This window comes from Terriglobus albidus (genome assembly GCF_008000815.1).
Lineage (GTDB): Bacteria > Acidobacteriota > Terriglobia > Terriglobales > Acidobacteriaceae > Terriglobus > Terriglobus albidus_A.
In genome coordinates this window covers 2,616,372-2,630,366 of the sequence record NZ_CP042806.1, presented here as the reverse complement: position 1 = coordinate 2,630,366, position 13,995 = coordinate 2,616,372, and the positions used below count along the sequence as shown (strand labels likewise).

The 13,995-nt window shown below is 57.0% G+C and carries 10 protein-coding genes; 4 read left to right on the top strand and 6 right to left on the bottom strand.

The annotated features are described in order from the left end of the window. Positions 1–31 precede the first annotated feature (31 nt). The 3 genes from FTW19_RS10470 to FTW19_RS10460 form a co-directional block, all read right to left on the bottom strand. Complete coding sequence (locus FTW19_RS10470) at positions 32–1,480, bottom strand: oligosaccharide flippase family protein (RefSeq protein WP_147647577.1); 1,449 nt, start codon at positions 1,478–1,480, stop codon at positions 32–34. A gap of 122 nt (positions 1,481–1,602) precedes the next feature. Beyond that, positions 1,603–2,697: a glycosyltransferase family 4 protein gene (locus FTW19_RS10465; RefSeq protein WP_147647576.1), complete on the bottom strand. Its 1,095-nt coding sequence runs from the start codon at positions 2,695–2,697 to the stop codon at positions 1,603–1,605. 237 nt (positions 2,698–2,934) lie between these two features. Then, positions 2,935–3,984, bottom strand: coding sequence for a hypothetical protein (locus tag FTW19_RS10460; RefSeq protein WP_147647575.1), 1,050 nt, complete (start codon positions 3,982–3,984; stop codon positions 2,935–2,937). 641 nt (positions 3,985–4,625) lie between these two features. Here FTW19_RS10460 and asnB point away from each other — a divergent pair. Together asnB and FTW19_RS10450 are read left to right on the top strand one after the other, a co-directional pair. Further along, on the top strand, positions 4,626–6,581 hold the full coding sequence (gene asnB / locus FTW19_RS10455; protein ID WP_147647574.1) for an asparagine synthase (glutamine-hydrolyzing): 1,956 nt from the start codon (positions 4,626–4,628) through the stop codon (positions 6,579–6,581). Continuing rightward, positions 6,467–8,281: an ArnT family glycosyltransferase gene (locus tag FTW19_RS10450; RefSeq protein ID WP_246153666.1), complete on the top strand. Its 1,815-nt coding sequence runs from the start codon at positions 6,467–6,469 to the stop codon at positions 8,279–8,281. The genes asnB and FTW19_RS10450 overlap by 115 nt, the downstream gene beginning before the upstream one ends. A gap of 63 nt (positions 8,282–8,344) precedes the next feature. Here FTW19_RS10450 and FTW19_RS10445 read toward each other — a convergent pair whose 3' ends face one another. From FTW19_RS10445 to FTW19_RS10435, 3 genes are all read right to left on the bottom strand, one after another. Beyond that, positions 8,345–8,908, bottom strand: coding sequence for a DNA polymerase ligase N-terminal domain-containing protein (locus FTW19_RS10445; RefSeq protein WP_147647573.1), 564 nt, complete (start codon positions 8,906–8,908; stop codon positions 8,345–8,347). Between the two features lie 117 nt (positions 8,909–9,025). Continuing rightward, positions 9,026–9,205 (bottom strand): hypothetical protein, encoded by a 180-nt coding sequence (locus tag FTW19_RS10440; protein ID WP_147647572.1) that lies wholly within the window; start codon positions 9,203–9,205, stop codon positions 9,026–9,028. A gap of 60 nt (positions 9,206–9,265) precedes the next feature. Further along, positions 9,266–10,678, bottom strand: a complete 1,413-nt coding sequence (locus FTW19_RS10435) for a sugar transferase (RefSeq protein WP_187143409.1) — start codon at positions 10,676–10,678, stop codon at positions 9,266–9,268. A 349-nt stretch (positions 10,679–11,027) separates the two neighbouring features. Here FTW19_RS10435 and FTW19_RS10430 point away from each other — a divergent pair, with 349 nt between their 5' ends. Beyond that, positions 11,028–13,181, top strand: a complete 2,154-nt coding sequence (locus tag FTW19_RS10430; protein ID WP_147647570.1) for an exopolysaccharide transport family protein — start codon at positions 11,028–11,030, stop codon at positions 13,179–13,181. A 47-nt stretch (positions 13,182–13,228) separates the two neighbouring features. Continuing rightward, a complete protein-coding gene (locus FTW19_RS10425; RefSeq protein ID WP_147647569.1) occupies positions 13,229–13,963 on the top strand; it encodes a polysaccharide biosynthesis/export family protein in 735 nt (244 codons plus the stop codon). Positions 13,964–13,995: the final 32 nt, after the last annotated feature.

The window sequence follows — 13,995 nt, the reverse complement described above, 5'->3', positions numbered from 1 at the left end:
GAAAACTCGAACCCTCAGCAAAGAAACCTCTTCAGGCATTCTTCCTGAGCAACTGCAGAGCAACCCGTACACGATTTTGAAAGAATGTTGCGAAGATGCCTAGGTAACAAATAAGTCCCACTGCTCCATAGGAAAGTAGAACGACGAGGTTGCGTGCTGGAAATTGCGACTCAATCGCAAACAAACCCAGCCCGATAGCGAAGCTCAAGGGCCATGCAGGCCAGTATGAAGCGAATGGTCGGACGGGGACCAGCTTCTTCACAAACCAGTAGAGCCATATATTCACAAACTGTGTGCAAACAATCGTGAAGCCGAATCCCATCAGCCCAAAATGAATCATCAGCGGCACACCGAATATCCAGGTCATTATCATCACAGCCAGAATGACTTGCATGGTGGTATGCGATTTTCCAAGGGCATTGAAAAGGCCAAGGATCGGCGTAACGCTGGGACCGAATAGATTGGCAAACGAGAAGCAGAAGAACAGTGGAATCGCCACAACCCACTTCTCGCCAAAAACCAACCGCGTGATGGGATGTGCCAGTGCCACACAGATCACCGATAACGGTGCGGCGATGCCGTTCACTAGCAGGAATGTGTGTCTCAGGTAATGTGCAAGTGCCTCTGGGGCATGCTGCAACCGCGCGTAGAAGGGCAGATACAGCCGCTGCAGAGGCATTAGAATCATGATGGGAAAGCTGGCAAATGTCATAGCCCAGGTGGCATACCCCATCTGTGTGCTTCCCAAGTACAGCCCTACAAACAGAGGCGTGATGCTGTCTTTGGCCATGGCCAAAACCTGGCCTGTCTGCAGTGCAACACCATAGTGCACGTTGGCACGTAACAAGGGCCAATCCCATTGGAATCCGGTCTTCCAAGGCGAGATCAGATTTGCCAGAATGGCCCCGAGACAGGATCGGACGATCATGCCAACGGCGAAAGAGAGAATTCCGAATCCCTTCCATGCCAGCAGAACAGTAGTGAGATTAAAGCTAACCGCCTGCGACACTTCAATAAGCGCCAGTTTATCGAACTCGAGCTCCCGCTCCATTCGTACCTGCGGTATCACCATCAGCGAGGTGAAAAACAGCGAGAGCGCAGTTAACCGGAAAAAGGTAGTCCCGTGATCGGCCAGATGATAAAGAGAGGCAATCCAAGGCGCCGCAAACGCAATCGCGGTACAGAGCGAACCGACTAGAATTTGCTGCCCTGTGAAGATCACCCGATAGGTGCGCAGTCCCGGCTCTTCTGGTACGCGGATCAGATTCCCCGCGAAGCCAGTGCCGCCAAAAATATTCAAAAACGTAAGGAAGAGCGTGACTAGCGCGAAGAAGCCAAACTGTCCCGGTGTCAGCAGGCGGGCTAGTAACACGCCTCCCAACACATTGCTCCCGTGTGCCAGCAACTGGCGAATGCCTAATGCGATGGCACCACGAGCAGCTTTGCGCGCCAAGTGAACATGGGGATCAGCAACGGTCAAACGAGAAACTCCAGTTCTAGCAGATGAACTCAATGAGCAGGGATTACACCTTGCCAATTGATGAACCTCTCGACAACCAGAAGGAGAATGCCCGTGGATGCAGAGGTTGCGAAATACACGATTTATAGGAATGCCAGGTTAAATATCTGCAGATAACCGCTGGCAACAGACGCAACCGTATAATGCCGCTCAACCTCAAGCCTACCAGCTTGCCCTAGCTCTAACAATCTCTGAGGATCGCGGCGGAACTTCTCCAGTTGGGCTACCAGCGCATCGCCATCACCCTGCTTGTACGTAGCAACGACGCCGTCCGGGCCGGCAATTTCAAGAACAGAATGTATGTCGGCAGCCAGACATGGAAGCTCCTGGGCCATAGCCTCCAGCAACACCTGCGGCAGACCTTCAAATCCTTCTGGCGACGGAAACAAAAATAGATCGGCAGCACGATACATCGGCCGACAGTCGCGTTGAAATCCTGCAAAGAATACGTTGAGTCCCCGAGCTTTTTCTCGCGCCACTGGCAAGTCGTCGCCATCGCCCACTACAGTTAACTGGAGCCAGGGGCAACGGCGTGCAGTTTCAATAGCGGTAAAGATCCCTTTGTTGCGTACAACTCGACCCACAAACAACACTTTCAGTGGATCGGAAGGCATAGGCCTTATGCCACGTTCAAGAAATTTATCGCTCACCCATGTAGGCAGATATACCAGCTTGCTGGATGCAAGATACTGGCCAAGCTGCTCCTGTAGCAATTTGGATACACATACCGTAGCGTGGCAGAGACGCAGCGAAAACAATACCATGAATCGCTTGAAAAACACTGGCAACCGCGAACCTTCGCGCAGATATAGATCGGTGAACGGAGTGTGCCGGGTGGTCAACAAGCGCATACCTAGCAGGCGCAGAAACAAAGCCAGATACGACTCTGGCTGGCCATTCAAATGCGCCACTCGGGGGGCATAGTGCGCCTTCATCTTTCGACATGCTGCAAAGGCTGTCAAATAACGGCGCGGTCCTATCCAGCGTGTACCAATCTCGGCCAAGACGGTGTCGATGCCGTGGCCAACCAGTTCGTCCCGTAAACGCTCGCAGCAGACAACTGCAACTACCTTGAATTGAAGCTGCAGAATTTTTGCCAGCTTCACATAATACGCCTCGGCGCCTCCATAGAGGGTTGCTACACTGACAAGAAGGATGGTTTTCTCTGACGGACGCATAGCTGGACTATAAATCCAACTCTAAACTGCTGCTTGCCAGATTTTTGGCTCGATTTTTGAGGTAGTTGCAGCAAACGCTGAGCCGCATACGCAGATGCTATGACGACCAGGGGCCACCGGTAGTCGCAGCTGGCTGAACTGAAACGCGAGTCGCAGCGGATCTTCCTTCTGGCGAGTCGCGTCGTGAAGTGCCCTCTCAAAATGAAAACACGAAGGCAAGCCATCCGACTTGGAGGTTTAGTGGATGGCTCCCGGCCGCAATGACTTCTCTATCTGCGGAACCATTGTGGCGAAGTCTTCATACTGATCGGTCGCAACGAAGTTCACGCCTGCACTGATGGCGGCCTTCCAGCGTGGAAGAACTGCTTCGCGAGATCCGAAATTATAACTGGCGCCCCATCCCTGGTTCTTCTGCTGATCAAAGCCATCGAGCGTGTAGAAGCGGATCCAGAATCCCATGCGATGAGCATGGTCGACGATCTCGCGCAGCCGCTTGTCATCCTGCGCAGTCCACTCACCGGCGTTCGCCTGCCCTCCCTCTTCGACCACAGCCCAGGAGTTATTCCACCAGCGGCGATAGTTCGTCGGAGTCTCAGTCAGTAGATTCGCGGGTGAAGTGGTCGCTTCCCAATGGGCTAGCTCCGCACGGGAAAGATTCTCAGGATGGGAAGCGCTATGTGCCGAACCGAAGATCCGCAGTTTTGCACCCACCGGCACGCGATCGAAGAAGGCGTTCTCCTGCGCGTCGTTGTCTTCCGTAATGACGAGAATCGGCTTCTTCTGAATGGGCGAAAGCTGATGCGGATCCGGGGTCTTTACCGCCGTCGACAGCCAAGGCTCGTACTCACCGAGCAGATTCCACACGGCTTCATGCAACGCCGGCTGATTGTCCTTGAAATCGAAGTGCAACACAATGAGCGGCCATTCGTTCTGCTTGTTTTCTTTGAGGATCTTCTCGACAACCGGCTTCACCTGTTCGAAGAAATAAGCCTTGAGCGTCGGTTCCGTTCCGGTTGTCTTCGGAGTGTGCGAAACAACGACGCGTCCTTTGCCCGTCGCCGGGTCGGAATACCAGGCCAGGTCCTGCTCGATGGATACCGGGAAACCCGAGTTCAGGGCGCGGCTGACGCGGTCCTGCCATTGGCCCTCGTAGGGATAGCAGTTATGGGCATCCAGCATGGAACGATTGTCATTCAAAAACTTAAGGTCGTTTGTCTGCGCGGTGGCATTTCCCATGGAGGCGGCAAGCAGCATCCCGGCGAAAACAGGAACTCTGAACTTCAGCATGATGAATCTTCTTCCTGGCACAAAATCTGGCGGAGTTGATACGCCTCAAAAGCTTAGCTGAAGAACAGAAGATGGATCTCGCGAAGTCGCTAAAATGCGGCCGGGGGTCTGTCTGGAGCATTTTTCCTGTTGCTGGGTATTCCGGAAGGGGCGTGCAGGGGGCGTTTTCATTGAGGAAAACGCCCATAGATGCACAAGCCCTCCACTACACTTACAGGAAAATGCCCTAAGCCCAGGCTCCGTGCTTCCCTTCCTATTCTGGTAATCCAGTTGACTATCTTTCGATAGGTTCGGGAAGAATCCACGCTTTCACTGGAATACTTTAAGAGACCGGTTCTGGCCGCTCGTCCAAGATGCAGAACCGCCGAAGACCGCCGCTGCATCTGCATTGCAGCGCTGCCGGCGCTCCCCGGCCCCTTCATCAGTAGAGATGACAGGCTTTAGACGTCCTTTTCCCAGAAAAGTTTCGGTTGAAAACTTTTTCCCGAGCAAAAAGTTAGGACAGTCAGGCATAATGACAGACAACTTTACACGCGGTCCAGTAGTGGGTCTGTGCGATGAGTGACCTTACTTCTTTTTGATGAAGGAGTTGGCCGAACTGTTGTGCATGGCGGACTGGAGTCGCAGGGGCCGGCCTACTGATGTGTGGAATCGTTGGATACTCTCATGTTCGCAGGCCACTGCCAGAAGGTGTGCTCGCGCGGGGCCTAAGAAGCCTGACACATCGCGGACCGGACAGCCAGCAGGGGTTTGTGACGAGGCACGCATCCGTGGGAGCGACACGGCTGCGCATTGTGGATGTAGAGCACGGCAACCAGCCGATGCACAATGCCGAACACCAGTGCACGATCGTCTTCAACGGCGAGGTATACAACCACGGGGAGATTCGCGAAGACCTGGAACGTAGAGGGTGGACTTTCCGCACACATTGCGATACCGAGGTAGTGCTGAATGCGTTCCTGGAGTGGGGGCTGGAGAGTTTCGCGCGATTCCGCGGAATGTTCGCTGTCGGAATCTGGAATGAGCGCGAACGCAGACTGACGCTGGCGCGGGACCGGGTTGGAATAAAGCCGCTGTACTATCGGTGCCAGGATGGAGAGATCTTCTTCGGGTCGGAGCTGAAGGCGATTTTTGCGCACCCGGAAGTACCACGGCGCCTGGATCTGCATGGGTTGAACTGCTATCTGTCGTTGAACTACGTCCCCGGGCCGTTCACCCTGATTGAAGGCATTAAGAAATTGCCTGCGGGGCATGCGCTTGAATGGTGCGAAAGCGGGATAGAGCTGCGGTCGTATCTTCCGGTTGAACGGCAGAAACCGGCGCCGGAAGACCTGGGCGAGGCTTGTGAGGAGTTGGATGGCCTGCTAAAGAGCGCTGTACGGGAGCAGTTGCACAGCGAGGTGCCGTCGGGGATATGGCTAAGCGGTGGTCTGGACTCCTCGACCATCACGCACTATGCGGCCCAGATAAGTTCCGAGCCTTTGCGGACGTTTTCGGTGACCTTCCGCGGGCGGGAGTTCGATGAAAGCAATTATGTGCGGGCCATGGCAGAGCATTATGGAACGAACCATACCGAGTTCGACCTGAATGAAGACGCTGACCTGGCAGAGACGATTGCAGAGCTAAGCTACTACTCGGACGAGCCAAGCGCGGATGCCGGCGCCATTCCGGTCTGGTATCTGGCCAAGATGAGCCGGCAGCAGGTTACGGTCGCCCTAAGCGGCGAGGGCTCGGACGAGCTCTTCGGCGGATATCTGACGTATAAGGCGAACCGGCTGCGGAACGCTGTTGCGTGGCTGCCGAAGCCCTTATTGAAGGGAGCGCTGACGGCAGCGCAGCGCATGCCCGCGAGCGACCGAAAGATCGGCCTGGACTACAAGCTGAAGCGCTTCCTGGAGGGATCTCTGCTTTCGGCGGAAGCCGCACACGTATTCTGGAACGGCACGTTCACGGAGCTTGAGAAGCAACAGGTCTTCCGGTATGCGCGTAAGGGACCGATGACGGATCTGCTGGGCACCATGCAGGGCGGAAACGCGATGGAGCGGTTCCTGGATTTCGATCAGCGATACTCATTGCAGGACGCGCTGTTGTACAAGGTGGACCGGATGAGCATGGCGCATTCGGTGGAGGTACGACCGCCTTTCCTGGATGACCGGATTGTGCAGTTTGCGAACCGGCTCCCGATGAAGTGGAAACTGAACGGGCTGGAGACGAAACGGATTCTTCGAGTCCTGATGCACGACGCGCTGCCGCAATCGGTCCTGCAGCGATCGAAAGTGGGGCTCGATATTCCGATTCACGCGTGGTTCCGCGGAGTGTTGCGACCGTTGCTGGAGGAGACACTGACGGAGACGTGGCTGCGTGAGTCCGGCGTATTCAACTGGCCGATGGTGCGAACGCTGATGGACCAGCACCAGAAGCGGAAGGCGAATTGGGGGTATCACCTTTGGGGTCTGCTGACGCTAACGATCTGGATGAAGCGGTGGAACGTGGAACTGCCGACGGCACACGTACCGGTTCCGTCCGTGGAGGAAGAGCCGGTCGTGGAGGACTCCTCGTCGTCCTGGCAGCCTGTCTCGTGTTCTGTGGAAACGTAATCAGTCCACCGCGACTGATGGACGATGTAGACGCAGTTCAGGCGCAGATTGCTCGCACAATGCTGGAGTCCGGCGACTGGGTAACGGCCAGGCTGGATGGGGTGGCATACCTGGAGAAATCACCGCTCATCTACTGGATGATGGCAGGATCATTCCGGGTATTCGGCGTCCATGACTGGGCCGCACGCATTCCGCTGGCCCTTTCTGTAGTGCTGCTGTGCTGGGTGACGTACCGGTTCGGTCGCTGGGCAATGGGCGAGCAGGCGGGCGTCTTCTCAGGCGTGGCTTTGGCCACATCGGTCGGGTTATATCTGTTCACCCGGATCCAGATTCCGGATGCAGTGCTGACACTGACGATCGCGGTGACACTATGGGCCTGGATGCGGTTGCAGGAGCCTGAGGAAGCGAACCCGCGCGCGTGGGCGATACTGATGGGGTTCGCCCTGGGATGCGGCCTGCTGCTAAAGGGGCTGATTGCCATCGTGTTCCCACTGGGCGCCGGCCTGTTGTATATGGCAGCGACGCGGCAGTTGTGGTCCGGCGCCACATGGAAAAGGCTGCAGCCATGGCTGGTACTGCTTGTGATGATGGTAGTTGCCGCGCCGTGGCATGTGCTGGCAACGCTTTGGAATCCGCCATACTTTGCCTTCTCCATGCACAGCGGCCCCGGTGAGTATCACGGGTTCTTCTGGTTCTACTTCTTCAATGAACATCTGCTGCGATTTCTGAACCTGCGGTATCCGCGAGACTACAACACCGTGCCGCGAGCTCTGTTCTGGGTGCTCAACCTGGCGTGGCTATTTCCGTGGTCGGCATTTCTGCCAGGCGCAGTGAAGCTGAGTTACAACCGTGGATCCCGCGCCGGACGGCTGCGGCTAATGCTGCTGTGCTGGATCGGCGTGGTGATGGTGTTCTTCACCTTCTCGACCACGCAGGAGTACTACTCCATGCCGATCTACCCAGCGCTGGCGTTGCTGGCAGGGGCGGCGATTGCAGAGGGCCGGTGGGTCCGCGCAGGGCGCTGGTTTACCGTCGCGATCTTCGGCTCGTTGGCAATTGTGCTCGGAACGGTGCTTTTCATGGCGGCGAGGCTGCCGGCGAAGGGTGAACTTGCCGATGCGTTGGCACAGCATCCGGAGATGTACACGCTTTCGCTGGGCCATATGTTGGATCTAACGCTGGGGGCGTTCGCTTATTTGAAACTGCCGCTGGCGTTGGCGGTTGCGGCATTTGCGATTGTGGCCGTGGGAGCCGCGATTGCACGGCGACGGGTAGGTCTGATGGTTGCCGTCATGGTGGCAGGCATGGTGGTGTTCTTTCAAGCGGCACGGCTGGCTCTGGTGCGATTCGATCCATATATGGGGTCGTACCAACTGGCGACAGCACTGCTGGAGAGCCCGCCGGGCACGCTAATTGAGGCGGATGCGTATTACGCCTTCTCATCGGTCTTCTTCTACACGAATCGCGAGGCGCTGCTCCTGAATGGCAGAAGCGCCAACCTGGAATATGGGTCGTATGCACCGAATGCACCGCAGGTCTTCATCGATGACGCAGGGTTCGTCCGCAGATGGGAGTCGGGCGAGCGGTACTACCTGCTAACGGATAACGGCGACCTGCCGCATCTTCGCGAGCTGGTGGGCGAAGCGCACCTGCATGTGGTCAAGCAGAGTAGTGGGAAGTCCCTGCTGAGTAATATGTAGGTCCCGCATGATGGTTTGCCAGAATCGGCCAAATCATCATGCGCATAGACTCGCTTGGAGCAGCTACATATCGAAAAGTTTCGTTTGTCGCTCGTGCTTGTCTCTGGGACTCGTCCATGCCTGAACAATTTGCACCATCGTCTTCTTCGTAATACTGTTCGGCTGTTCCTCAAGGATGCACTTGCCTGGGCGGCTTTCGGCGAACGCGTCACGGTCTTTACAAAGCATCCAGATGGGCTTTGATGTACTGGTTCTCGCGTTTGTTCTGGTGAGCGTCCAGCTACCTTTGAGTTTCTCTCCGCGCAACGTGAATCTAAGTATGCCCCTGCTCAAACTACCCGCGGCATCATCGGATTCCGGGTGCGGCTCCCAGGTTCCGCAATCCCAGCGCATGATCGGCCCTGTCTCATGAACGCCTTCGAACAGAAGATATGCCAGACGGTGATCTTCCATCTCGATGGCTTCTCGATACACTCCGGCGTAACAGCTAGGTCCGACCGGAAGAGCCCAGCTCAAAAGCACACCATTCCACTCAAGCCTAAGGTCGTAATGGAGGCGGGTTGCATCATGTTTCTTCATCGCATAGGCGCGCTCACGAAAAACATGACGTCTGGGCTCTGCTTCCATATTGCAGACCTCCTTCCTGTCGCTACATTCGAATTATCCTCTTCGCGCAATGCAGGAACACATAGCTGCACGATGTTTTGTAGCTGCCAGCGTTTCGAGAGGCTAATAGTGTAGCCCTCAGGACATCGCCGAACGGGCATACTGGCCTGGAGCATCATCCGGACTCACCGACGAGTTCTGTCCAATCCCGCCGGCAATCGCGAAGGCATGACGGATTTCGTGGAAGATCGGCTGGTCAAGGGACTCTATGCTGTCCTCGATCAGATCGAAGCAGCTTAGACATCCTGGGCGTGTCAAACGAATCCGATCACCCTCAAGGCCGCCAGAGATTCTGGAGTCTTCCATTCAAAGAAGAGTTTAGTAGGCGCCCTTACCGCGAAAGACCACGCTGACTGTCTTGGCCAGGATCTTGAGGTCCATCGGGAGATTCCAGTGATCGATGTAGTGGAGATCCAGACGAATGGTCTGATCGAAGTCCGTCTCTGAACGGCCGGAGACCTGCCACAGGCCAGTAATTCCGGGCTTGACCGAGAAACGGCGCATCAGCCATGGTTCGGAGAAGAGCGCGACGTCGCGATTAGGAAGAGGCCGCGGGCCTACGAGAGACATCTCTCCACGCAGCACGTTGAACAGCTGCGGCAACTCGTCCAGCGAGGTGCGGCGCAGGAACTGACCTACCTTGGTGACGCGGGGGTCGTTCTTCATCTTGAACATTGGCCCGCCGAACTCATTGTGCTTTTCGAGCGCAGCCATCCGGGCCTCGGCGTCAACCACCATGGAACGGAACTTCATCATGCCGAAAGTCCGTTTGTTCTTGCCCCACCGTTCCTGCCTAAACAGAACCGGCCCTTTGCTGGTCAGCTTGATCGCCACGGCGATGGCGAAGAAGACCGGCAGCAGCAGGATGATGCCAAACAGCGCCGCGGTACGGTCAAAGATATCTTTCAGGATCAGGCGTTGGTCGCTATGCACCATCTCCATGCCGCGAACCCCGGTCTCTTCATCGACGGTATGATTTTTGGCAATCTTCGATTGAAAGAGATCGACGGAGTACAGGGCTTTTACGCCGGCATGGCCGCACATGGCAACAGCCTGTTGTACGTCGGCAAAGGCGCTCTTGAGCGGCAGAGCGATGAGAACTTCATCCACGGGACGGCGCATGAGAATGTTCTCGAGGTCATCCAGCGGTCCCAGGACCGGAGCGAGGCCTTTGCAGTCAGGCTGCGGGTCAGAGTCCACAAAGCCGCAGATCTGATAGTCAAACGAAGGATGGGCTAGCAACTGCTGGGTCAGCATGAAGGCACGCGGACCGGTTCCAACCACAACCACATTCCGCTTCTTACGCAGCGCCGGCTGAACGCTGTCGTAGAAAGTGAACAAGACCACCCGATTCAGCCCCATCAGCAGCAGGCCGGTAACCGCGAAGAGAAGGCTGATGTGCCAGATTTGGCTGAAGGTGTACTTGCCGAGAAACATCGTCAGCGCGACAGGCAGTGAGGACAGGCTGACAGCGACCGGGCCGCGCAGCAGAAAGCCGAGCTGAGAGGAGCTCTGGCGAGGCCGGTACATGCCGGTCGCCCAGAAAAAGACTCTCCAGACTACCAGTAAGGCCGTGCCTACGATCAAAGTCTGGATGGAGACACGCAGGGCCAGAATCTGCTTGAAAGATTGCCCGGCTGCCAGAGAAGAACCGAATAACGAAACCAGCAGAGCGATAGAAAGGCTTACGGTATCAGCAATGCGTACTGCCCCCTTGGAGAACCGGCGCATGAGTAGGGTGTCTCCTGCAGGGACGGTCGATGCTGCTGTCGCCCTGGCCGATGGGGATTGAGCTACGGGGACCCGGGCGGCTTCGTCAACACCAGATTTAAGAATGTCGTCCTTCATCTGTCACCCTCTGTACTGCTCAGTTCCGGGTTCAGATCCCCCCGGGCAGCTATAGAAGACCAGCAGAGGACGGGGGGAGTACATGCACCTTTCGGGTCAGACGGTTACCTTGGAGTGGTAGCAATCCGGCCCAGGAAATGCTCCACGCCAGTATAGCCAGTTCAAATACCGAAGCAACTGGAATAAAAGCCTAAGTATCCGCAAGCAAAGAATTGTTACACTCTTGCAGGAAATGCCGCCGCAGCCTTCGCCGAACTATTCGCAGCCGAAGATCCGCCAGATTGTTCTGGAGGCTATCTTCCGGCACGAACGGCTCTTCTGGCTGACGATCGCCGGCATTATGCTGCTGGTAGCAGTGGGAACCTACCTTACCCCCAAAAAATACCAGGCCGATGCCAAGTTAATGGTGCAGAACGTGCGTTCGTCCTCGCCGTTGACCACCACGGCCTCCGATCGCCTGGTTACCTCCGGCACGGTTTCCGCCGAACAGATATCGACGCAGGTGGAGCTGCTGCAAAGTTCGGTCGTAGCGCTGCGGGCGCTTGGGGCCGGGCCGGCCGGAAGCGTAAGCCGCGAGAAGAGCCGCGAGGCGGAAAAGCTGGAGAAGGCGCTCACCGTCGAGGCTGTTCACCAGACCAACCTGATTGAGCTGAAACTGCTAGGCGACTCGCCCGAACAGGCCGCGGATCAGTTACGCCGGTTGATTGATGCCTATTTCACGGAGCGGGCAGGGTCGGGGCTGTCTGCCGGTGCTGCATCCTTTTTCGACGAACAGTTGCGCTTCAAGCAGAGGCAGCTCCAGGTAGACCAGGAATTGCTTTCCGACTTCCAGGTAAAACATGGCATCTCTGACCTGGACGAAGAGAAGAAGCTGCAGACGGAGCGGATATCCTCCCTCATTAACCAATCCCTGCTTGCCCAGACCCAGCTTGCGGCACAGCGAAGCAGGGCGGAGACGAACCGCCGGCAGCTCGTCCTCACCCCAACGAGGTCGAGTACGATCCAGCGCTCCATCACCAACCAGTACTCCCAGGAGCATCTGGGTACGGAACTGGTAGACCTGCAGAACCACCTCACCGAGCTGCAGAAACGTTATCCAGAGACCGACCGTCAGGTCATTGAGACTAAGGAAAAGATTGAAACGGTCAAAAAGGCCGAAGCGGGCGCCCGTTCTGCCCCCGCCACGGAAGAGGCTACCGACGTAAATCCCATCTATCAGCAGCTCAGTGCAGCCCTGGCAGCATCCGCTGGAGAGATGAGTGCCGGGGCAGCCGAGGTGGCAAAGATCAACGAACACCTCGAAGACGCCCGGCACAGGCTGGAGGAGCTGAACGTGGCCACCTCGCAGTATGACGCCCTGAAGCGGGATGTCGCTGAGGCTCAGCGGGATTTCGATGTCTACGCCCAGAAGAGAGACGAAGCACGGGTTTCGGAGGAGCTGGACAAGGCCCGCATGTTCGACGTCTCGGTCGTGCAGCCTCCGATCAGCCAGTCCAACCAGATTCGACCTCGGCCAAAGTTGTATATGGCAGCCGGCCTCGTCTTCGGGTTTATGCTGGCGACCCTGCTGGCAATCTACGTCGACACCTCGTCCGAAATGGTCTACCTTCCGTCACAACTGGACGGCCTGACCGGAGTGCGGACTGTGGCGACGGTCGCGGAAGACGATCAGGCAAACGCGTCTTCGGCGAATGCCATCGCATACCGCAGGATTCTGCTCGCCATCCGCAATGCGCTTCGCCATCGGGAACAGGAGATCGTCGCGCAGACGAAGGGACTACTGGGCGGTCCCACGCCCGAAAATGCACCGCCGGGGCAGAACGGGTCGGCGGAGCCGATGTCTTATGGGCGCTGCATCGCATTTGTATCTCCCCTGCAGGGCGAAGGTGTGACCTATATCGTGAACCACCTGGCCGAAGAGGCCGCACGGCAGGCATCCTTCCGCGTCGTAGTGATTGATGCCGCCTTACTGCTGCGCCAGTTCGCGGAAAAGGGAGATGCCGGTTTTGCGCTGAAGAAGGACAAGCGCGCGGGCTACTGGGAGCTTGATACGACAATTGAAGTCCCGGACAGTAAGAACCATATCCCGCGCGGCACCAGCCTGCAGGAGGTCTTTTCCTGGAGGCTGCGTCCGATGATGGCGCAACTCCGGCTGGACTTCGACTATGTGTTGCTCGATTGCCCGAGCCTTGCCGAGTCGACCCTGAGCGGCGAACTGGACCGTGTGGTGGATGGATACGTCGGTGTCGTGGGCGCGGGATATTCCCGCAAGCAGAACATCCATGGCATGGCCGCGATGTTCGAAGAAGCCAGCGCGCCAGTGCTGGGATATGTGCTGACTCGACGCCGGTACCCGGTACCTACCTGGCTACATCGCCTGATTTGACCGTACTTTCCGCGATTCAGCTTTGGTAGGCTGATGCCGTGAACACTATGCCGAGCACTCGTCTGAAGACGAGACATCTGTTGCCGGCAGCCGCTGTGATCGTGCTGGCGACGCCCCTCATGGTTCTGCCTGTACATGCCCAGATCAGAGGTGCGGGAGATGCGCCTACAGGGCTGACGAGGAGGACCGCCGAGGCTCCTGCAGGAACCGGGGCATACCATCTTCACTCCGGCGATCAGCTCGTGGTGAACTTCCGATTTACTCCCGAGTTCAATGATGAGGTTACGGTTCAGCCTGACGGTCATGGCCAGTTCAGGTCGGCGGGCGATCTGAAGCTCGAGGGCCTGACTATTTCCGAGGTGCGGGCACTCATCCTTGCGGAGTCGACCTCGAAGCTGGTGAATCCGGAGTTCACGGTAACCCTGAAAGATTTCGAGCGCCCCCACATCTTCGTCGCCGGAGAGGTCATCACCCCGGGAAGGCAGGATCTCCGCAGACCGATTACGGCCATGCAGGCGGTGCTTGCCGCGGGAGGTCCGAAGGAAGATGCCGCCATGGGACGCGTGGTCCTGTTCCGCAGGATAGACTCTGAAATGTCAGAAGTCCATATTCTGAAGCTGAGCAGCCTTAAGACTGTAACGCGCGCGCAGAACGACATGGTGCTGCAGCCGGACGATCTGGTCCTGGTAGGCCACGATCACCTGCAGACGATCGGCCGTTACATCAAGACGGCAAATCTTGGCATCTATCTACAGCCGCTAAGCTCAAGTCCGGTATTCTAGGCCGGGGATGCGACAGCTTCCCACTCGGGAGA